The organism is Micromonospora sp. RTBAU3-60 (genome assembly GCF_054963695.1).
Genome location: NZ_JBUEGB010000002.1, coordinates 171,657 through 191,457 on the forward strand (window position 1 = coordinate 171,657; position 19,801 = coordinate 191,457).

18 protein-coding genes are annotated in these 19,801 nt (G+C 72.5%); 8 read left to right on the forward strand and 10 right to left on the reverse strand.

The window, feature by feature from the left end; translation table 11 throughout:
• The first annotated feature begins 403 nt into the window (after window positions 1-403).
• The 6 genes from ACY34I_RS02945 (at window position 404) to ACY34I_RS02970 (ending at window position 6,675) form a co-directional block, all read left to right on the forward strand.
• Window positions 404-2,008, forward strand: a complete 1,605-nt coding sequence (locus tag ACY34I_RS02945; RefSeq protein ID WP_462752196.1) for a protein kinase family protein — start codon at window positions 404-406, stop codon at window positions 2,006-2,008.
• A 43-nt stretch (window positions 2,009-2,051) separates the two neighbouring features.
• Window positions 2,052-2,783 carry an RNA polymerase sigma factor SigM gene (sigM, locus tag ACY34I_RS02950; protein WP_462752198.1) on the forward strand — a complete coding sequence of 244 codons (732 nt, stop codon included), beginning with the start codon at window positions 2,052-2,054 and terminating at the stop codon, window positions 2,781-2,783.
• A complete protein-coding gene (locus ACY34I_RS02955) occupies window positions 2,780-3,826 on the forward strand; it encodes a hypothetical protein (RefSeq protein ID WP_462752200.1) in 1,047 nt (348 codons plus the stop codon). The genes sigM and ACY34I_RS02955 overlap by 4 nt, the downstream gene beginning before the upstream one ends.
• A 178-nt stretch (window positions 3,827-4,004) precedes the next feature.
• Window positions 4,005-4,958 carry a thioredoxin-disulfide reductase gene (gene trxB, locus ACY34I_RS02960; RefSeq protein ID WP_462752202.1) on the forward strand — a complete coding sequence of 318 codons (954 nt, stop codon included), beginning with the start codon at window positions 4,005-4,007 and terminating at the stop codon, window positions 4,956-4,958.
• Between the two features lie 38 nt (window positions 4,959-4,996).
• Complete coding sequence (gene trxA / locus ACY34I_RS02965; protein WP_148793760.1) at window positions 4,997-5,320, forward strand: thioredoxin; 324 nt, start codon at window positions 4,997-4,999, stop codon at window positions 5,318-5,320.
• A 194-nt stretch (window positions 5,321-5,514) separates the two neighbouring features.
• The gene (locus tag ACY34I_RS02970; protein WP_462752204.1) at window positions 5,515-6,675 is read left to right on the forward strand and encodes an N-acetylmuramoyl-L-alanine amidase; all 1,161 of its coding nucleotides are present in this window, start codon (window positions 5,515-5,517) and stop codon (window positions 6,673-6,675) included.
• Between the two features lie 59 nt (window positions 6,676-6,734).
• On the opposite strand, the gene ACY34I_RS02975 is transcribed toward ACY34I_RS02970, so the two are convergent.
• Complete coding sequence (locus tag ACY34I_RS02975; RefSeq protein ID WP_148793762.1) at window positions 6,735-7,400, reverse strand: GNAT family N-acetyltransferase; 666 nt, start codon at window positions 7,398-7,400, stop codon at window positions 6,735-6,737.
• 281 nt (window positions 7,401-7,681) lie between these two features.
• Between ACY34I_RS02975 and ACY34I_RS02980 the strand changes: the two genes are divergently transcribed.
• On the forward strand, window positions 7,682-8,995 hold the full coding sequence (locus ACY34I_RS02980; protein ID WP_462752207.1) for an aminotransferase-like domain-containing protein: 1,314 nt from the start codon (window positions 7,682-7,684) through the stop codon (window positions 8,993-8,995).
• 7 nt (window positions 8,996-9,002) lie between these two features.
• Complete coding sequence (locus ACY34I_RS02985) at window positions 9,003-9,998, forward strand: D-alanine--D-alanine ligase family protein (RefSeq protein WP_462752209.1); 996 nt, start codon at window positions 9,003-9,005, stop codon at window positions 9,996-9,998.
• 15 nt (window positions 9,999-10,013) lie between these two features.
• Here ACY34I_RS02985 and ACY34I_RS02990 read toward each other — a convergent pair whose 3' ends face one another.
• From ACY34I_RS02990 to rpmH, 9 genes are all read right to left on the reverse strand, one after another.
• The gene (locus ACY34I_RS02990; protein ID WP_462752211.1) at window positions 10,014-10,805 is read right to left on the reverse strand and encodes a hypothetical protein; all 792 of its coding nucleotides are present in this window, start codon (window positions 10,803-10,805) and stop codon (window positions 10,014-10,016) included.
• Window positions 10,806-13,388: 2,583 nt separating this feature from the next.
• Window positions 13,389-14,417, reverse strand: coding sequence for a ParB/RepB/Spo0J family partition protein (locus ACY34I_RS02995; protein ID WP_462752213.1), 1,029 nt, complete (start codon window positions 14,415-14,417; stop codon window positions 13,389-13,391).
• A 27-nt stretch (window positions 14,418-14,444) separates the two neighbouring features.
• Entirely contained in the window at window positions 14,445-15,797 is a 1,353-nt protein-coding gene (locus tag ACY34I_RS03000) for a ParA family protein (protein WP_462752215.1), read from the reverse strand.
• Window positions 15,798-16,024: 227 nt separating this feature from the next.
• Window positions 16,025-16,939 (reverse strand): 16S rRNA (guanine(527)-N(7))-methyltransferase RsmG, encoded by a 915-nt coding sequence (gene rsmG / locus ACY34I_RS03005; protein WP_462752529.1) that lies wholly within the window; start codon window positions 16,937-16,939, stop codon window positions 16,025-16,027.
• 211 nt (window positions 16,940-17,150) lie between these two features.
• The gene (locus ACY34I_RS03010; RefSeq protein WP_462752217.1) at window positions 17,151-17,732 is read right to left on the reverse strand and encodes a Jag family protein; all 582 of its coding nucleotides are present in this window, start codon (window positions 17,730-17,732) and stop codon (window positions 17,151-17,153) included.
• 213 nt (window positions 17,733-17,945) lie between these two features.
• Complete coding sequence (gene yidC / locus ACY34I_RS03015) at window positions 17,946-18,920, reverse strand: membrane protein insertase YidC (RefSeq protein ID WP_462752219.1); 975 nt, start codon at window positions 18,918-18,920, stop codon at window positions 17,946-17,948.
• Window positions 18,921-19,160, reverse strand: a complete 240-nt coding sequence (yidD, locus tag ACY34I_RS03020; RefSeq protein WP_222870422.1) for a membrane protein insertion efficiency factor YidD — start codon at window positions 19,158-19,160, stop codon at window positions 18,921-18,923. It lies immediately after the preceding gene.
• A 44-nt stretch (window positions 19,161-19,204) separates the two neighbouring features.
• A complete protein-coding gene (rnpA, locus tag ACY34I_RS03025; protein WP_462752221.1) occupies window positions 19,205-19,618 on the reverse strand; it encodes a ribonuclease P protein component in 414 nt (137 codons plus the stop codon).
• A gap of 34 nt (window positions 19,619-19,652) precedes the next feature.
• Window positions 19,653-19,790 (reverse strand): 50S ribosomal protein L34, encoded by a 138-nt coding sequence (gene rpmH, locus ACY34I_RS03030; protein WP_073836962.1) that lies wholly within the window; start codon window positions 19,788-19,790, stop codon window positions 19,653-19,655.
• Between the last annotated feature and the right edge of the window lie 11 nt (window positions 19,791-19,801).

Genomic DNA, 19,801 nt, shown 5'->3' on the forward strand with positions numbered 1-19,801 from the left:
TCGATGACGGACGGTGAACGAGGATCACCAGCCTGGGGATACGGCTGTGGATAACTCGGAATTTCGCGGCCCAGTAGGCCGGTCAGCCTGTGGACAACCAACCGTAAGGATGAGGGTGACCCTCCCGACCAGGGGAATCCGCCGAGGCGTCGCGGAGCCGGCCACCGCGCGCCCCTGCACCGACGAGTTGTTGCCAACCTCTAGATTGGCTGGTGGGTGTGCCAGCGCCAGAAATGACCCGGCCGGACCGCTCCGGTCTGGCGTCCCACCGGCTACGGCGGGAAGATGACATGTCGAGGAACCGGGCATCCCGGGTAAGGTCGGTCTCGACGGGTACGGCAGGTGCCGACGCGGACGTCGACGCCGGTCTGCCGGTTCCTTCGAAGGCAGAGCAGGAAGCCACATGCCCAGCAGCACGGGTCCATCGATCGACACGATCACCGAGGGAGGACGGGTGACCCAGGTCGGCGAGGGTCAGGAGGCGGAGGAGACTGCCCCTCCGGTCATGACCTTCGGTGCTCCCACGGCCGGTGAGGTCCTTGCCGAGCGGTATGAGCTGGTCGAGCACATCAACAACGACAGTGCGGGCCGGCTGGTCTGGCGCGGGGTCGACGTCGTGCTGCGCCGTCCCGTCGCGGTGGTCCTCCGCTACCCGGGTGGCGACTCGGCCACCGAGATGCTCCAGGCGGCCGTCGCGGCCAGCCGGGTGATCCACCCCAACCTGGTGGGCGTCTACGACGCCATCGACGAGGCCGACCGGGCGTACGTGGTCCGCGAGTGGGTGGACGGCCAGTCCCTGCGCGAGCTGGTCACCGCCGACGGTCCGCTGGACCCGGCCCGAGCGACCGCCATCGGCAACGCGGTGGCGAGCGCCCTCGCCGCGGTGCACGCCACCGGCATGGTGCACGGCAACCTCCACCCCGGCACGGTGATGATCAGCGACGACGGCCGGGTGGTGTTGGCCGACGCGCGTACCGACGGCGCGGACAGCCAGGAGAACGATCTCCGGGCGGTCGGCGGGGTGCTCTACTTCGCCCTGACCGGGCACTGGCCGCACGGCGAGGCCCCGCTGCACGGCGCCACCGCCGGGCACGGCCGCGCCGCGATCCCCGACGCGGTCCGCGACGCCAGCGGCACCATCGCCGCGCCCCGGCAGGTACGCGCCGGCGTGCCGGCGTACCTCGACGACCTCACCATGGACCTGCTCGACCCGGAGATCGCCCCGCCGTCGTCGGACGTGCTGGCCGCCGAGCTGAGCCGGCTGGACGTCCCCGCCGACGAGCACTACCTGGAGCCGACCGGCCCGCTGCGCTTCACCGCCGAGACCGGCGAGGAGCCGTCGCCGCTGGCCGCCGCCGGTGGCCGCAAGGTGGCCCTGGGCATCGCCGGAATCCTGGCGGTGGCCCTGGTCGGGCTGCTCGTCGGGATCAGCCTGCTCGGCGACGACAAGAAGCAGCCGACCGAGCCGGTGGCCCGTCCGACCAGCAGCGCGCCCGCGGGAAGCGACGGCAGCCCGGCCAGCACGGTCCGCAAGCTCAACATCCAGGACGTCCGGATCATCGATCCGGACAGCCGCAAGCGTGACGAGCTGAGCGGCGTCGAGAAGGTGATCGACGGCAACGAGGACGAGGGCTGGGCGACGGACACCTACAACTCGGCCGACTTCAGCCGCTACAAGAAGGGCATGGGGGTCTGGATCGATCTGGGCGAGGAGCACACGGTCAAGTCGCTGCAGGCCGTGCTGTCGACCCCCGGTGCCTCGGTCCAGCTGCTCGCCGGGAAGGCCGACTTCCCGTCCAGCTCGTCGGGTGACAAGCAGCTCGTCACCAGCTACGCCACCGCGATCGGCCAACCGGTCGAGCACGCCGGCCTGACGGTGACGTTCGACGGATTCAACCCGGAGCAGAAGTACCGCTACCTGCTCTTCTGGATCACCGAGCTGCCGAAGAAGGACAGCGGGGGCGGCTGGAAGCTGGGGGTCCAGGAGATCACGGTCCAGGGGTCGTGAACCGCCGGCCACGGCTTCCGCGCCGCCTCCCGTGGACGCGGTGATGGCGGGTCGCCGCGGGCGTACGCCGGAGCCGGCGACCGGGGACGGCCTGCCGGCCGGGCCGTCCGACCTCGACCTGCTGCGCGCGCACGTCGCCGGCGACCGGGACGCGTTCACCGAGCTGTTCCACCGGCACCGGGACCGGCTCTGGGCGGTGGCCCTGCGTACCCTCGGCGACCGCGAGGAGGCCGCCGACGCGCTCCAGGACGCCCTGCTGTCCGCGCACCGCGCGGCGGCCCGGTTCCGCGGCGACTCGGCCGTCACCACCTGGTTGCACCGGATCGTGGTGAACGCCTGCGTGGACCGGATGCGGCGACGCCAGACGCATGCCACCGTCCCGCTGCCCGACGGCGTGCACACCGACGGGGAGCCGGGCCGGCACACCGGCGGGGTGGAGCCGGCGGCCCCGGTTCGCGACCACGACACCGCCCTGGTGGTCCGGCAGGCCCTCGCACAGCTGCCGGCCGAGCAACGGGCCGCGCTGGTCCTCGTGGACGTGCAGGGCTACCCGGTGGCGGAGGTGGCCCGGATCCTCGGCGTCGCGGAGGGGACGGTGAAGAGCCGCTGCGCCCGCGGACGGGCCCGGCTGGCCGTGCTCCTCGGACACCTGCGTACCGGCTCCGACGAGACGCCGGACGTGCCGCGCGTCACCGGGGGGAACCCCCGGCCGCCCGAGGGCGTCGGATCGACGTCGGGGTGGTCCCGGCGGGACGTCAGCCAGGAGGAGACGTGACTTCCCGGGAGTTCAGCGGGGTCGACCCCGACCTGCTCGCCGACTACGTCGGCGGCGCGCTGGACGGCACCCCGGAGCAGGCCACGGTGGCCCGGCTGATCGAGTCCGACCCGGCCTGGGGCGACGCGTACGCCTCGCTGGCGCGGGCGGTCGAGCTGGTCCACGCCGACCTGGCCGACTGGGCCGCCGCTCCCACGCCGGAGCTGCCGCTGACCGTGGCGGACCGGATCACGGCGGCGCTCGCCGGCGCCGGGCCGGCCCCGGCCGACGCGGCCCGAGCCGACGCCGAGGAGTGGGCCGGCGCGCCCGGCCCGGGACCGCACGAGGTCGGCGACGGGGAGCCGGAGGCGCCCCACCCGGCCGAGGCCCGCGGGGCGACGCCGGTCGCCGTGCCGACCCAGCCGCGGCGGGCGGACGGGGCGACGCGGCCCGCCGAACGCCCGGCCCGCAACACCGGACCGGGCCGGCGCTCCCGACGCTGGGCCCGGATCGCCGGGCCGGTCGCCCTGGCGGCCGTCTCGGTCACCGCGGTCGGGCTCGGGATCAGCCACCTGGTCGACACCGCCAACCACGGCGTGACGTCGACGGCGGACCGCGCCGGGCCGGCCGCCGGCCGGGCGCAGCCCGAGGCGGCTGCCGCCGCACCCTTCCGGACCGCCGGGCCACCCCAGCACAGCGGCACCGACTACGGCCCGGACCAACTGCCCGGCAGCATCATGACGCTGACCTCGCCGTCGGCGGCCCGTGGTCCCCGCGAGACCGCCGGAATCGCGCCGGACGACCAGCGCAAGTCGGAGGGGGCCGGCCTGGAGCGGCTGGCCCGCCCGGGGGCGTTGGCGTCCTGCCTCGGCGCGATCAGCGCCGAGCACGGAGCCGGATTGATCACCCTCGACCTGGTCGACTACGCGTCGTTCCAGGGGCGTCCGGCGCTCGTCGTCACCTTCGTCGACCAGAGCGGTGCGCGCTGGGCGTGGGTGAGCGGAGCCGAGTGCGGGGTGCCCGGGTCCGGCGCGGACACCCGCTTCCGTACCCGAGTAGGGTGAGGTCACGGTCGCCCGGGCGTGTCCTGCCACGTGACGTGACCCACCAGATGACCGGCTCGGGAATCCCCGCTTCGTACGATGACGTTCTGCAAGTCAGGCGCCGACGCCGCTGAGCCGTCGGCACTCGGGATCGACATCGGTGCGCGCCGGTGGCGAACACACACATCGGGAGACGGCAGTGGACGAGGTCCGCAACCTGATCATCATCGGCTCCGGGCCGGCCGGTTACACGGCGGCGGTCTATGCCGCGCGCGCCAACCTCAAGCCGCTCGTCATCGAGGGCGTGCAGTCCGGTGGCGCGCTGATGACGACCACCGAGGTGGAGAACTTCCCCGGCTTCGCCGACGGCATCCTCGGGCCCGAACTGATGGACAACATGCGCAAGCAGGCCGAGCGGTTCGGTGCCGAGTTCCTGACCGACGACGTGACCCGGGTCGAGCTCAAGGACACCGGCGAAATCGGCTCGGACGCGATGAGCACCGTCTGGGTGGGCGCGACCGCCTACCGGGCGAAGGCGGTCATCCTCTCCACCGGCTCCGCCTGGCGTCCGCTGGGCGTGCCGGGTGAGCAGGAATACCTCGGCCACGGCGTGTCGTCCTGCGCGACCTGCGACGGCTTCTTCTTCCGCAACCAGCACATCGTGGTGGTCGGCGGCGGTGACTCGGCGATGGAGGAGGCCAGCTTCCTCACCCGGTTCGCCGACTCGGTGACGATCATCCACCGCCGGGACTCGTTCCGAGCCAGCAAGATCATGGCCGAGCGGGCCCTCTCCAACGACAAGATCAAGGTCGAGTGGAACACCGTGATCGAGGAGATCCTCGGCGACGACGGCAAGGTCAGCGGCGTCCGGGTGCGAAACGTGCACACCGGCGAGAGCAAGGTGCTCGACGTCACCGGGGTCTTCGTGGCGATCGGCCACGACCCGCGCAGTGAGCTCTTCCGCGGGCAGATCGACCTCGACGACGAGGGGTACGTGAAGGTGCAGGCCCCGAGCACCCGGACGAACGTGCCGGGCGTCTTCGCCGCCGGTGACGTGGTCGACCACACCTACCGGCAGGCCATCACGGCCGCCGGTACGGGCTGCGCCGCCGCCCTGGACGCCGAGCGCTTCATCGCCACCCTGCAAGGCTGAAGAATTTTCTCAGAAAAGTCCCGGAGGAGGGGTTCATAGTGGGTGCAACCAAGGCGGTCACCGACGCGAGCTTCGCGAGCGACGTGCTGAAGTCCGACAAGCCGGTCCTGGTCGACTTCTGGGCGGAGTGGTGCGGACCGTGCCGCAAGGTCTCGCCGCTGCTCGAGGAGATCGCCGGCGAGATGGGTGACCAGGTCACCATCGTCAAGCTCAACATCGACGAGAACCCCGAGACCGCGCGGGCGTACCGGGTGATGTCCGTGCCGACTCTCACCATCTTCAAGAACGGCGAGCCGGTGCAGTCCATCGCCGGCGCCAAGCCCAAGGGCGAGCTGGTGAGGCTCATCGAATCGGCGCTCTGAGCCGGCTCCGCAGCCGAGGAACCCCCGTCGCCACCCGGCAACGGGGGTTCCTGCTTTCCCGCCCGGGTGCCCGACCTGCTCGAACCGGAAGCCGACGGTGACCGGCCACGGTACGCTCCGTAAGCGTCCCCAGCCATGGGGGCCACCTCCGTCGGAGTCTCCGGCCATCCAGTGCCCGTGCAGAGGGGGTCATCGTGCGTCCCATCCGACCCGGTGACCGGGGACCTGCGGTGACCGAGATCCGTACCGTCCTCACCGGCCTCGACCTGCTTCCACCCGGTGGCAAGGGCGACGACTTCGACGCCGAGACCGAGCGCGCCGTCCGGGCATTCCAGCAGTCCCGCGGCCTGAGCGTGGACGGGCGAGTCGGCGCAGAGACCTGGCGGGCGCTGGACGCGGCCCGCTGGCGGTTCGGTGCCCGGACGCTGTACCACGCGGTGCCCGAACCGCTGATCGGCGAGGACGTCCGGTCGCTCCAGGAACGCCTCCTGGAGATGGGGTACGACGTGGGCCGGGCCGACGCCATCTACGGGATCCGCACCTCGCGGGCGGTCGCCCAGTTCCAGCGGGAGATGGGGCTGAAGCCGGACGGCGCGTGCGGCCCGCACACCATGAACGCGCTGCGCCGCCTCGGCCGGAAGGTGGTGGGCGGGCGTCCGCAGTGGCTGCGCGAGTCCGACGCCATCCGGCAGGCCGGACCGACACTGGTCGGGCGGACCGTGGTGGTCGACCCGGGACACGGCGGCACCGACCCGGGCGTGGTGGTGCCGGACGGCCCACTCCGCTGGACCGAGGCGGACATCGTGCACGACCTGGCCAGCCGGTTGGAGGGGCGGCTCGCCGCGGCCGGCGTACGGGTGCAGCTCACCCGCGGCCCGTCGCCGGCAACCTGCCTGCCGGACGCCGATCGCGCCCAGCTCGCCAACTCCCTCGGCGCGGACGTGTTCATCTCGCTGCACATCGACGGGCACGCCAACCCGGCGGCCAACGGGGTCGCCACCTACCACTACGGCACCAACAACGGCGTCACCTCGGCCACCGGGGAGCGACTGGCCGGGCTGGTGCAGCGGGAGATCGTGGCCCGGACCGGGCTGCGGAACTGCCGTACCCACGCCAAGGCGTGGGACCTGCTGCGGCTGACGAGGATGCCGGCGGTCCGGGTCGAGGTGGGTTACCTGACCTCGCCGGAGGATCGGGGCCGGCTGGTCGACCCCCGGTTCCGGGACAAGGTGGTCGAGGCCATCGTCGCCGCGGTGCAGCGGATGTACTTCCCGATCGAGCGGGACGTACCCACCGGCTCCATCGACGTCAGCGAGCTCCGGGCGATCGTCGCCGCCGGGACGGCGGTGGACTGACGGCAGGCCCCGGCGGCGCGGGGCCGGGGCGGCCCGGGGCGCGCGCGGGGCTGACCCGGTCAGCTCGTCGAGCGGGTGGCCGGGGCGGGACGCACCGGGCGGAGCAACGTCTCCGGGCTCATCGAACCGAGCAGCTTCTCCAACGCGTACTCGACGTCCGACTTCCAGCTCAGCGCCGTGCGCAATTCCAGCCGCAGGCGCGGGTAGCGGGGGTGCGGCCGGACCGTCTTGAAGCCCACCGACAGGAAGAAGTCGGCCGGCGCGAGGCAGGCCCGGGTCGGGTCGTCGCCGTCGTCCCCGAACTTCGCGTCGCCGAACGCCTCGATCGCCTTGATGCCGCGCTTGGTGAGATCCCGGGCCACGCCCTGGACCAGCATCCGGCCCAGGCCGCCGCCGGCGAAGGCGGCCACCACGTTGGCCGTCATCAGCAGCGCGGCGTCCGCCGAGACCGGCGAGGTGGGAAAGGCCATCGAGCGCGGAACGTACGCCGGCGGGGCGTACATGACGAAACCGGCGGGCATGCCGTCGACGTACGCGAGCTTGCCGCAGGAGCCCCACTCGAGCAGCGTCTGGGAGACCCAGGCCTCCTTCTCCAGCCCGGGGTCGCCGGCGGCGCACGCCCGGTCGGCGGAGACCGGATCCAGCTCCCAGTAGACGCACTGCCGGCACGGGCGGGGCAGGTCTTCCAAGGTGTCGAGGGTCAGACTGACCAGACGTCGCGACATGATCGCACCCCACCAATAGGCTCAGAGCCTCACTCCGCCGCTTTCCTGCCCCCGACGAGCGATCGTACGCCTCTGTCCCGCGGTGCGGGAGAGGACGTGCGAACGGCCACCCGGCACGGGCCGGACCGGTCCGGGATGTGGACTTTCTTCACATGGCGGCGCAGGTGGTGAGGGGTACCGACTACGATCGACCAACCGGCGTCCCGCGCCGCCAATGGTTGCCGGCATCGCGGGTACCAATCCGGGCGGCAGCCCCGCCGACACCCGATCGAGGTGATGTCATGACCGGCACGACGCTCGACGACTACACCGACCGGTACGCCCGCCGGGTCCGGGGGATGACCGCCTCCGAAATCCGGGCACTCTTCGCGGTGGCCAGCCGGCCGGAGGTGGTCTCGCTCGCCGGTGGGGCCCCGTACATCGCGGCGCTGCCGCTCGACGCGGTCGGCGAGATGCTCGGCCGGCTCGGCGCCGAGCACGGCGTCACCACGCTGCAGTACGGCATCGGCCAGGGCACCCTGGAGCTGCGCGAGCGAATCTGCGAGGTGATGTCCCTCTCTGGGATCGACGCCTCGTGCGGCGCCTCGCCGGAGGACGTGGTGGTCACCGTCGGCGGCCAGCAGGCGCTCGACCTGGTGGCCCGGCTCTTCCTGGACCCGGGCGACGTGGTGCTCGCCGAGGGCCCGACGTACGTCGGCGCACTCGGGGTGTTCCAGGCCGCCCAGGCCCAGGTGGCCCACGTACCCATGGACGAGCACGGGCTGATCCCGGAGGCGCTGGAAACGGCCATCGCCGACCTGGCCCGCGCCGGCCGCCGGGTGAAGTTCCTCTACACCATCCCGACCTACCAGAACCCGACCGGCGTGACGCTGAGCGAGGAGCGGCGCGAGCAGGTGCTCGACATCTGCGAGCGGGCCGGCCTGCTGGTGGTCGAGGACGACCCGTACGGTCAACTCGGCTTCGAGGGGGACGCGCCCGCGCCGCTGCGCGCCCGGCGGCGGGACGGGGTCTTCTACCTGAGCACCTTCTCCAAGACCTTCGCCCCCGGCCTCCGGGTCGGCTGGATCCTCGCCCCGCACGCGGTCCGCGACAAGCTGGTCATCGCCAGCGAGGCGCAGATCCTCTGCCCCAGCGGATACGCCCAGGCGGCCGTCTCGACGTACCTCGGCACCATGCCCTGGCGGGAGCAGCTCAAGGTCTACCGGGAGGTCTACCGCGAGCGCCGGGACGCCATGCTCGCCGCGCTGGAGGACCTGATGCCGGCCGGCACCACCTGGACCAGCCCGGGCGGCGGCCTGTTCGTGTGGGCGACCCTGCCCGACGGACTCGACTCGAAGGCGATGATGCCGCGGGCGATCTCGGCCCGCGTCGCGTACGTGCCGGGCACCGGCTTCTACGCCGACGGCACCGGCAGCGGCAACATGCGGCTCAACTTCTCCTTCCCGCCGCCGGAGCGGATCCGCGAGGGCGTCCGCCGGCTGGCCGGCGTGATGGAGCAGGAGATCGCCATGCGCCGGGTCTTCGGCGCGGTCGGTGGCTCGGAGCCGCGGCGCAGGCAGGGCGGCTCGGACGCGCCCGGCCCCGACTTGGCATGATTCCCACATGGCCATCAGCCCTGCCGCACACAATTCCGTGACCGACCCCGCCGTCACCGACGAGCTACACGTGCTGGTGCTCGCCGGCGGACTCTCGTACGAGCGGGACGTCTCCCTGCGGTCCGGCCGGCGCGTGCTCGATGCGCTGCGGGCGGTCGGCGTGGAGGCCGAGCTGCGGGACGCGGACGTGGCCCTGCTGCCCGCACTGGCCGCCGACCCGCCGGACGCCGTGGTGATCGCCCTGCACGGTGCCACCGGCGAGGACGGCTCGCTGCGCGGGGTGCTCGACCTCTGCGACGTGCCCTACGTCGGCTGCGATGCCCGGGCCTCGCGGCTCGCCTGGGACAAGCCGTCGGCCAAGGCCGTGCTGCGCGAGGCCGGCATCCCCACGCCCGACTGGGTAGCCCTGCCACACGACCGCTTCTCCGAGCTGGGCGCGGTGGCCGTGCTGGACCGGATCGCCGACCGGCTCGGCCTACCGTTGATGATCAAGCCGGCGCAGGGCGGCTCCGGACTGGGCGCCGCCGTGGTCCGGGACGCCGCGTCACTGCCGGCCGCCATGGTCGGTTGCTTCGCGTACGACCAGACGGCGCTGGTGGAGCGCTACGTGCCCGGGATGGACGTGGCGGTCTCGGTGGTGGACCTGGGCGAGGGGCCGGAGGCGCTGCCCCCGGTCGAGATCGTGCCCCGCAACGGCGTGTACGACTACGCCGCCCGCTACACCGCCGGCCGGACCACCTGGCACGCGCCCGCCCGACTGGACCAGGAGACGACCGACCGGGTGGCGGACGTGGCGCTCGCCGCGCACAACGCACTCGGCCTGCGCGACCTCTCCCGGGTCGACCTGATCGTCGACGCGGACGGGCAGCCGCACGTGCTGGAGGTCAACGTGTCCCCGGGTATGACCGAGACGTCGCTGCTACCGCTGGCTATCCAGGCCGCCGGGCTGGACTTCGGGCGGGTGCTCGGCTCGCTGGTCAGCCGAGCCGCCCGTCGTCCGTAACGATCGCCTGGTCGGTCACTCCGCCGGCGCGGCTTCTGACTCCTTCTTCGCCGGGCCGTTCGCCGGCTCCGGGTGCCTCTCCAGCGCGTTCCCCGACTCCAGGTGGCTCTCCAGCGCGGCGCCGTTCTCCGGCTCCGGGATCTCCTCCGCCGCCTCGATCACCGACGCGGTTTCCTCCGCATCGGCCGCCACGCTCTCCGGTGCGGACGACGAGAAGCTCGACGGCGCCTGCCACTGGATGCGGGGCGGCTCGGCGAGCGGGCGGCCGCCGAACTCGGCCAGCCAGGCGGCGACCAGGGCCAGGTTCTCCCGCCACTGCGACTCGGAGATCGCGGGCAGGATCGAGTCCCACAGGGAGAGGAACGTGCCCCGCAGCTGCAGCCGTCCGTACGGCCGCGCCAGAAACCACATGTGCAGGTGCGCGGAGCCGTCACCCCAGCGGTTGACGTGCACCCGGGCGACACCGTCCAGCGAGCGGATGGCCCGCTCCAGGCGGACGGTCATCACGCCCAGCTCGGCGGCGAGCAGGTTCGGCAGATCGCCGAGATCGAGGTGGGAGCGGGACTCCAGGATCAGCACCATCGGCAGGCCGGTGGGGCGGTCCATCGCCCGCACCCGCCACCGCTCACCGACCCAGATGTACGCCTCGTCCGGGGCGTTGCAGGCGGTGCACTCCCGGTTTCCCTCGCCCCGGCGGGGCGGTTCGACCGGTACCGGATCGTCGAGCTGCTTGACGCGGAGGTCGCCCTCGAAGGGGAAGGAGGGCCATTGGGTGAAGTCCGGGACTGAGGGAGGGGTGTCCTGCACGACGCTGACCCTAACCGAGTCCGCGGCGGCTGTCCCTACCTCTTTTCGTCGTTCGTCGTCGATCGGCGCGCGGTTGTCCACCGCGTTGTCCACAGGCCGCTGAGATCACCAGCACACCGCGTCATCCACAGCTCAACACGGGTTTCGCCGCGCTGTTTCACGTGAAACGGGGGTGCCCTGTGGAAAACAACTGTGGATAACCGGGCGGGTGCCGGGGCGGGTTGTCCACCGGATGTTCACCTACCGCCTGGCCTCCCTTCCTAACGAGTGACGGGCCGATGGGCAGCGGGCATGTTCGGTCGGTCGTGGTGTCCCGCTGCCCGCGTTCGGCAACCGGCAGGTGCTTGGCATGCCTCTCCCGGTGCTGCCCCTCGCCGTAACTCCGGTCCGGTCGCGACCCCCGTTCGGGGTCCAAGATCTCTCGCTTCGGATGCCCGTCGCACCAGCTGCTCCGACATGGGCTGCGGGCCGCCCTGAACCGCCTCGTCGCCCGGCTGCCCGAAGCGGCGCCGGCACCTGGCATCGCTGCGCTCAAACCGCAGGGGCTCAGCCAGATGCCGGCCGAGAGGCTCCCGATCCGGCTGAGCACGAGCCCGGCATCGTTCCGGTCCGGGCGCGTCCGGTCCGGTCGCGCCGCGATTGTGTCGGACGGGTGGTCCGAATCGAGACACCGAGTGCGCCCAATGCGGAGGGATCCACAGCCCGAGCCGAGATGCGCTAGCAACCCCCGGGGCGCCTCGCGCAGCCTCGTTCACACGGCAGGCAATGCCGAAGCTCCGGCACCGGGCTGCGTCCGAGGCAACGGCCCAAGCCGGGCTGCCTCAGGCGCCCGGGGGATTCCGGACTGCCGTCGCGTCCACCCGTGCACCTGGCTGGCGCGGCGTGGACGGCGGGCCCGGGCGGCGTTCGGCTCCGGCGGCGTCGGTCCCCGGCGGCGTCGGTCCCCGGCAACGTCGGTCCCGGCAACGTCGGTCCCAGGCAACGTCGGCCCTCGGGCGTCGGTGGCGTGACGAAGCGAGGGTGGCTGCGGTGGCGGCCACCGCCGGGGAGTGCCCCGCCTTGCTCATGGCGCGGCCGCGCCTTTCCGCGTCGCAAACCGTCCGCGCCGCAAACCGTCCGCGCCGCCGCCCTCGTCGTGGTCCTGGTGTCGCTCCATTGACGTCGGATCAGGATTGCGGCTGGCGGGGCGACGGCCCCTGGGTGCTTGGGCACCCCGCGTCCACTGACGCCGGGCCGCTGTTTCACGTGAAACGGTCCCTCGACTCGCTCGGCTCTCTTCGCCCCGTAGATCGCTGAGCCACCCACCGGTGCGCCCGATCGGCATGTGTCGCGCGGCTTGGACGGCGGGCCGATGGCCGACCTGCGCGCCGGCTGCCGTACACCGCCTAGCCATTCCCGGCCCTACTCCTCGCCGGCTCGCTCGGTTCGCTCGGTTCGGGCGGCTGGGCGCTGTACTGCCGCGGTGCCGCCGCGCCCGTGTCGCTCCGCCATGTTCCGGTTCAGCCGGTCGGACCTGTTCCCCGCGGACCCATGCTTCCCCCGCTCGCCTCGTCGCCGCGCTCCTGGACTCCGAGCTCCGCTCAGCAACGGCCACGAACGCCGGAGCCGGATGACCCAGGCACGCCCAAGCTCCTCGTTTCACGTGAAACAGCGGCACATGCGCGGCCGGACCGCGCCGGCCCTGGAATCCAGAGGCGGAGTTGAGCGCGAGGCGTCCCCGGGTCACTGGTGCCCGGTCCTCCGGCCCCGATTGCCACCGTCGCCTGCCGGGAGACCGTTGGGAAGGACTGCGGCGTGCGCGGCGAAATGGCGGAGACCGCCGGTGGGCGCTGGCGGAGGCGGTGAGCGCTGGGACGGCCTGCGGGCGTTGGGACGGCCTGCGGGCGTTGGGACGGCCTGCGGGCGGCCCAGTGTGGCGTGTTCGGCTTGGAGCAATCCAATCCAGGAGTTCGGCCCGCCACGCACCTCCGCAGTGGCCGTCGACTTTCTGATGCCCTACACCTGGGCGTGAGCCAGCCTGCGTTTCACGTGAAACGACACCGTCCTCAGTCGCGGCAACACATCCCCGCACGGCCGTTTCACGTGAAACGGCGGGCGAAGTCCTGCCCCTGGGCGGCGGACTCCCACGGGCAGCAGTGGCCGCATCTCCCGGCAGCAAGCCGGCGATCCAATCGGCCGGGCCGGGAGGGCGACATGGCGCGGGCGCCGACAACGACACCCTCCCGTCGCACCATCCGCCCTTTCGGCCCGTTGAGAGCGCCGTGAGCACGACAGCGGAGCAGCATGGCACTCGGAGGCACCCCTACCCCGAACCGGAGACGTGAGGCCCGCAGAACCGGGGCGCTCGGCGTCGGCCGGCTGGCGGCCCGGTTCGGCACCCTGCCCGCACTGCGAGGGGTGCTGCTGGCGCAGACCCTGGCCCTGGTTCCGTCAGCCGGGAAGCCGGGACAGCGGCGCCAGCCGTCGAGCGACAGCGGCCCGAAGCTCCGCGCCCACCCCACAAACGGCTCGGCCGCGCCCACCCCACAAACGACTCGGCCGCGCCGTCACAAAGACGACGCGGCCGAGGCCCAGGACCCGTGCTCACTCGCCGGGCTGATCCTCCTGGCCCACCCCGATGATCCCAACGATCCGCTCCAGGTCGTCGACCGTGGCGAACTCGATCGTGATCTTGCCCTTGTTGCGGCCGATGTCGACCTTCACCCGAGTGTCGAACCGGTCGGAGAGCCGGTCGGCGAGGTCCGTCAACGCCGGCGCGTGCGGCTTTGGCCGGCGCTTCGCAGCCGGGGTCTTCGCCGGCCCGTCGGCGAGCGCGAGGGCGACCATCTCCTCGGTGGCACGTACGGAGATGCCCTCGGCGACGATCCGCTTGGCGAGCTGCTCCTGCGCCTCGGCGTCGTCCAGGCTGAGGAGCGCCCGGGCGTGGCCGGCCGAGAGCACCCCGGCGGCAACCCGGCGCTGCACCTGAGCGGGCAGGTTCATCAGCCGGATGGTGTTCGAGATCTGCGGACGGCTCCGGCCGATCCGGCGAGCCAACTCCTCGTGGGTGGCCCCGAACTCCTCCAGAAGCTGCTGGTAAGCGGCCGCCTCCTCCAGCGGGTTCAGGTTGGCTCGGTGGATGTTCTCCAGCAACGCGTCCCGGAGCATCGCGTCGTCCTTGGTGTCCCGGACGATGGCGGGAATGCTCTCCCGGCCGACCGCCTGGGCGGCCCGCCAGCGGCGCTCGCCCATGACGAGTTCGAACTTCTCGCCGTCGAGCGCACGGACCACGATCGGCTGGAGGAAGCCCACCTCCTGGATCGAGGTCTTCAGCTCCTCCAGGGCGTCCTCGTCGAAGACCTGCCGCGGCTGCTTGGGGTTCGGCACGATGGCGTCGACCGGGATCTCGGCGAAGCGGGCTCCCGGCACCGGGCTCAGCTGCGGTCCGGGCTCCGCAGCCGCCGGGGGTGTCCCGACCACGGCAGCGGCAGCGCCGGCCACGGCTGGGGGCGGCATTTCGGCCGCCGTACCGCCTGCGGGCTCGACGGCCGCCGGGCTGCTGCCCGGCACCGGACCGGTGGGGATGAGGGCACCCAGCCCTCGGCCCAGACCGCCGCGAGGACGGTTCTTCATGCGACGCCTCCCAGCGACTTCTCCGCACTACGCATTCCGGCTCACCGGCTCCTTGACGCCTCGCTCGGCGATTTCCTGAGCGGCCTCGAAGTAGCTCGTGGCCCCGCGCGAACCGGGATCGTAGGTCATCACGGACTGGCCGTAGCTGGGGGCCTCGGAGACCCGTACGTTCCGGGGGATCACGGCCTGGAGCACCTTGTCCCCGAAGTGGTTCCGCACGTCCTGCTCCACCGCGTCGGCCAGCCGGGTGCGCCGGTCGTACATGGTGAGCAGGATGGTGGAGACCTCGAGCCTCGGGTTGAGGTGCTGGCGGACCAGGTTGATGTTGTTGATCAGCTGGTTGAGGCCCTCCAGCGCGTAGTACTCGCACTGGATCGGGATCAGCACCTCCTGCGCGGCGACCAACGCGTTGACGGTCAGCAGGCCGAGCGAGGGCGGGCAGTCGATGAACACGTAGTCGAAGTGCCCCGGGTACGCGGCGATGGCGCGGGCCAGCCGGGACTCCCGGGCGACGACCGAGACCAGCTCGATCTCGGCGCCGGCCAGGTCGATGGTGGCCGGGACGCACCACAGGTTCGGGATGCCCTCCACTGCCTGGGCGACGTCCTCCAGGGGCACGCCCTCGATGAGGCAGTCGTACACATCGGGGACGCCGGTGTGGTGCGGGACGTTAAGTCCGGTGGAGGCGTTGCCCTGCGGGTCGAGGTCGACCACCAGGACCCGGTTGCCGTGCAGGGCGAGCGCCACTGCCAGGTTCACCGTGGTCGTGGTCTTGCCCACGCCGCCCTTCTGGTTGGCGACGCACATCACCCGGGTCCGTTCGGGCCGAGGCATGGTCACCTCGCCACTGGGATTCAGGATCTGCACGGCGCGCATAGCCTCCATAGCCAACGGTGGATCATCCTCTTCGCGCGTCGGGGTTTCACGTGAAACGTACGTGCTGTCGGCGGCTTCGGCACCGTAGGCGGCGGCCGGTGGCGTGTCGGGCGCGACGACGTCGGGCGCGGACTGCGAGGTGGGCTGCTGCGGCACCGCCGAGACCGGCGACTGCGGCTCGTAGCGCCCGGGGACAGCGGCGTTGCCGCGTGCCGGGCCGGGACGCGCAGTGGGCGCGTTGGCCGGACCACCTATCGGGTCGAGCGGATCCCGCGTCGGGGGCACGTTCGCCGGCACCCCGGAGGTCGGCCGGACACCACCTCCGGCAGGCGCGTCCCGGCGTACCACCGGATCGCCCTCCGGCGGACGCGGGGTCGCGTCGTAGGACTCGTTGCCGCTCACCGGCCAGCCCGGGTAGTCGGTTTCACGTGAAACGGGCTCGGCAGGGGGTTGTCCTCCTGGCCCGGTCACCCGTGGGTCGTCGTACCTGCCGTCGTCATGCACCTGTCATCCCTGCCCGCTCCGGATGGTCGGTCCGCACCCCGTCAATCAGGCCCCCGCGCTCGCGGCGCGGCCTACGGCCCGGCGGGAACGGTCGGGTTCGGTGCCGCCCGGCACCGCCGTTCCACATTATCGACGCGCGGCCAGCCTACGGCCGACGGGCGCAGCGGGTCCACGTCGGGTTCGGATCCGTCGGCCATCTCGCACCCGCACAACGGTAAAAAGCAGCGTCAGCGATCCCGGCCGTGCCCACCGCGGCGGCGGCCGCCGCGCGACCGCTTGGGGCCCTTCTTCCTGACCGGGCCGACCACCCGTTCTCGGACCACCTCGATCACCGCGGCCGGCGGGTCGATCACGCCCACCCCGCACCGGTGCAGCTCCGGCTCGCCACCGCCGAGCCGGACGACCGCCTCGGCGTGCTCGGCGATCTCCTCCGCGGCGGAGGCGCCCTTGAGCGCCACCAGCCGGCCGCCGGGTATCGCGAGCGGCAGGCACCAGGCGGCGAGCCGGTCCAGCGCGGCCACCGCCCGCGCGGTCACGATGTCCGCGCCGAGCGGGGCGGTGTCGCGGGACCCGGCCGCCGCCTCCTCGGCCCGCCCACGGAAGACGCGGACGGAGGCGGTCAGACCGAGGTGCTGCACGGCCTCGATCAGGAAGGTGGTCCGCCGGGCGAGCGGTTCGACGAGCGTGATGGTGAGGTCGGGGCGGGCGATCGCCAGGACCAGGCCGGGCAGCCCGGCGCCGGAACCGACGTCGATCACGCTCGCGCCCTGGGGAATCCGCTCCGCCACCGCCGCACAGTTGAGCAGGTGCCGTTCCCAGAGCCGCGGCGTCTCGCGGGGGCCGATCAGACCGCGCACCACGCCGTCCGTGGCCAGCAGTTCGGCGTACGCGGCCGCCAGCTCAAGCCGGTCGCCGAAGAGGGTACGGGCGGCCGCCGCCAGCTCGGGCGGCAGCGTCGCCGTGGCCGGGGACGCTGGCTGCGCCTCGCCGGTGTCGCCGTCGGCAGGGGAAGCCGTCTCCGGCTCGGCGAACACCGGCTCGACGGAACCCACCGGGGCCGCCGGGACCGTTTCGTCGTCCGGTGCTGGGTCAGCCGAGAAGGCCGGAGTCACGGCCTCCGAAGAATCGAACGTCGTCGACATGTCGGCATCGGAGCGGCCCGCTGGTGCACCAGTCGAGAAGGCGGGGTCCGCGGTGGGCGGCGTACCCGTGATCGACGGGTCGGCCGGGGAGGCGTCACCGTCGGAGAAGATCGGGTCGACGGCCGGGTCGGGCCGGACAGGCGACGGCCCGGGCGGCGTACCACCCGGGCCGGCCACGGCACCCGCCGTCGTCTCGTCGTGGGTCACTCCGTCAGTCCGCCGCCGGCCGGACGACGATGCGCCGGTTCGGCTCGACGCCCTCGGACTCGCTTTCCACGCCGCTCATCGCGTTCACCACGTCGTGCACGCACTTGCGCTCGAACGCGGACATCGGCTCGAGGCGCACCGGCTCGCCGTACTCCTTGACCTTCTCCACCGCGTTCTTGGCGACGGCGGCGAGCTCCTTGCGCCGGGCGGCGCGGTAGCCGCCGACGTCGAGCAGCAGGCGGCTGGGCGAACCGGTCTGCCGGAACACCGCCAGCCGGGCCAGCTCCTGGAGCGCCTCCAGGGTGGCACCGCGCTGGCCGATCAGGTTCTGCAGGCGGCCACCGACCACCTCGACGACCGGGCGGCCGCCGGAGACCAGCTCGTCGATGTCGCCGTCGTAGTCGAGGATGTCGAGCAGACCCTCGACGTAGTCGGCCGCGATCTCGCTCTGCCGGAACAGGTCGCTCTCGGCCGGGGCCTTCTTCTCCGCGGCCGCCGACTCGGCCTCGGTCTCCTCGGCCTCGTCGGTGGGCACGGTCTCCTCGTCCAGGGACTGCTCGGCGCTGGGGATGCTGGTGTCGGTCACGGTCTCATCTCCGTACTCGCTCGGCCGGACCGTCGGGTCCGCTGGTCTCCCGGGGCCGGCGCGGGGTTCGCCGATGCCCTCGGGCACGTCTGTACGGGCCAGTTTCGCCCGTGACCGCGCTCCGCGCGGCGGTTCCGGCCCGGCGCCGACCGTACGGTGGCAGCTCGGGGGCCGGACGGGCCGCCACCGGCATCCCGGTGGCGGCCCGCAGGATCAGCCCTGCCGCTTGGCGGGGCGGGTCTTCTTCGGGTTGACCGGCTTGGCGCCGGGCTTCGGGCCGGCCACCTTGGGCGCGGTCGCCGGGGCCTTCGCCACCGGCTGGGCCTTGCGGCCGAGCAGACCACCGGTCTTCGCCGGCTGGGCGGTGGGCCGCGCGCCGGTACCGGTCTTCGCGGTGGGTGGCGGCGGGAACTTCCGCAGCACCCACTGCTGCTGGCCGAGGGTGAAGAGGTTGTTGGTGACCCAGTAGATGATCACACCGATCGGGAAGATCGAACCGGACACCAGCAGCGAGACCGGGATGCCGTAGAGCATCAGGCGCTGGACCATGCGCTGCTGCGGGTCCTCCGCCCAACCAGTCTTCAGGATCATCTGACGGCTGGTCAGGTACGTCGTGGCGATCATGATGACCACCAGGATGCCGGCGACCAGCTTGACGGTGTTGCCGCTCGCACCGAGGCTGGCCAGCTCGTCGGCCGTCGAACCGAACTTGCCGGCGATCGGGGCGGTGAAGAGCTTGGCGTGGGAGGCGCTGTTGAACTGGTCGACCGTCCAGCCGTACAGGGTCTTGTTCGTCTTGTCCGGGTTGAGGCGGCGCAGCACGTGGAAGAGGCCCAGGAAGACCGGGATCTGGAGGAACATCGGAAGGCAGCCCATCAGCGGGTTGGCCTTTTCCTTCCGGTAGAGCTCCATCATCTCCTTCTGGAGCGTCTCCCGGTCACCCTTGTGCTTCTCCTGGAGCTCCTTGACCTTGGGCTGGAGCGCCTGCATCGCCCGCTGCGACTTGATCTGCTTGACGAAGACCGGGAACAGGATCACCCGGACCGTCACCACCAGGAAGACGATGGCAAGGATCCAGGGCCAGTTCGTCCCGATCACCGCCTCGGCCGGAACGATGGCGTCCCAGGCCGAGTGCCAGGTCAGCAGGATCCACGAAATGGCGTAGTAGACCCAGTCGAGGCTAAACACTCAGGCTCCAGTCACGTCGGCACGGCGGCGGTCGCCCGGCTCCGGCACCGGGTCGTGTCCACCTGGGTGGAAGGGGTGGCAGCGCGACAGCCGCCGGACCGTCAACCAGGCTCCCCGCAGTGCGCCGTGCCGGGACACCGCCTCAACGGCGTAGGCACTGCACGACGGGTAGAACCGGCAGCGGGCCGGCAGCGCCGGACTTATCCACCGACGGTACGCGATGATGGGTACCAGCAGCATGCGGGCACCGCTAGTCGTCGGCCGCGGGGCGGCGCTCCCACCGCTCACCGGGCCCGCCGAGTCCGCGGGGTGCGCGCCGCGGCGACGGCGGCGTCCAGGTCGGCCCCCAGCCGGGCGTACGACACGTCGGCGGCCTGGGGCAGCGCGCGTACCACGAGCGTGGTACCGACGGGCAGGTCCGCCAGGCGCTCGCGGACCAGGTGCCGCAGCCGGCGTCGGACCTTGTTGCGGACCACCGCGTTGCCGACCGCCTTAGACACGACGAAGCCGGCGCGGCTCGGCGCGGAGGGTTCCGCACCGCTGGGCCGCGCCGGCTCCGGCGAGATTGTCGCGGCGGGTCCGGTCTGCTCGGGGAGGGTCAGGTGCACCACGACGGCACCGCGGCCGACGCGTCGGCCACCCCGGACCGCTGCGGCGAAGTCGCTACTGCGCCGCAGTCGCTGCGCGGCGGCCAGCACCTCAGCCCACGTCCCTGGACCGGACCGGTCGGCCTCAGGCCGCCAGGCGGGCGCGGCCCTTGGCGCGACGGGTCGAGATGATGGCGCGGCCGGCACGGGTGCGCATGCGCAGCCGGAAGCCGTGGGTCTTCGCGCGCCGGCGGTTGTTCGGCTGGTAGGTGCGCTTGCTCACGTCAGGCTCTC

Bases quoted from the DNA above. Each gene is read 5' to 3' on its own strand.
- ACY34I_RS02945 (WP_462752196.1), top strand. From the start codon at position 404: ATGCCCAGCAGCACGGGTCCATCGATCGACACGATCACCGAGGGAGGA.
- sigM (WP_462752198.1), top strand. From the start codon at position 2,052: ATGGCGGGTCGCCGCGGGCGTACGCCGGAGCCGGCGACCGGGGACGGC.
- ACY34I_RS02975 (WP_148793762.1), bottom strand. From the start codon at position 7,400: ATGTCGCGACGTCTGGTCAGTCTGACCCTCGACACCTTGGAAGACCTG.
- ACY34I_RS02980 (WP_462752207.1), top strand. From the start codon at position 7,682: ATGACCGGCACGACGCTCGACGACTACACCGACCGGTACGCCCGCCGG.
- ACY34I_RS02985 (WP_462752209.1), top strand. From the start codon at position 9,003: ATGGCCATCAGCCCTGCCGCACACAATTCCGTGACCGACCCCGCCGTC.
- ACY34I_RS02995 (WP_462752213.1), bottom strand. From the start codon at position 14,417: ATGAAGAACCGTCCTCGCGGCGGTCTGGGCCGAGGGCTGGGTGCCCTC.
- rsmG (WP_462752529.1), bottom strand. From the start codon at position 16,939: ATGTCGACGACGTTCGATTCTTCGGAGGCCGTGACTCCGGCCTTCTCG.
- yidD (WP_222870422.1), bottom strand. From the start codon at position 19,160: ATGCTGCTGGTACCCATCATCGCGTACCGTCGGTGGATAAGTCCGGCG.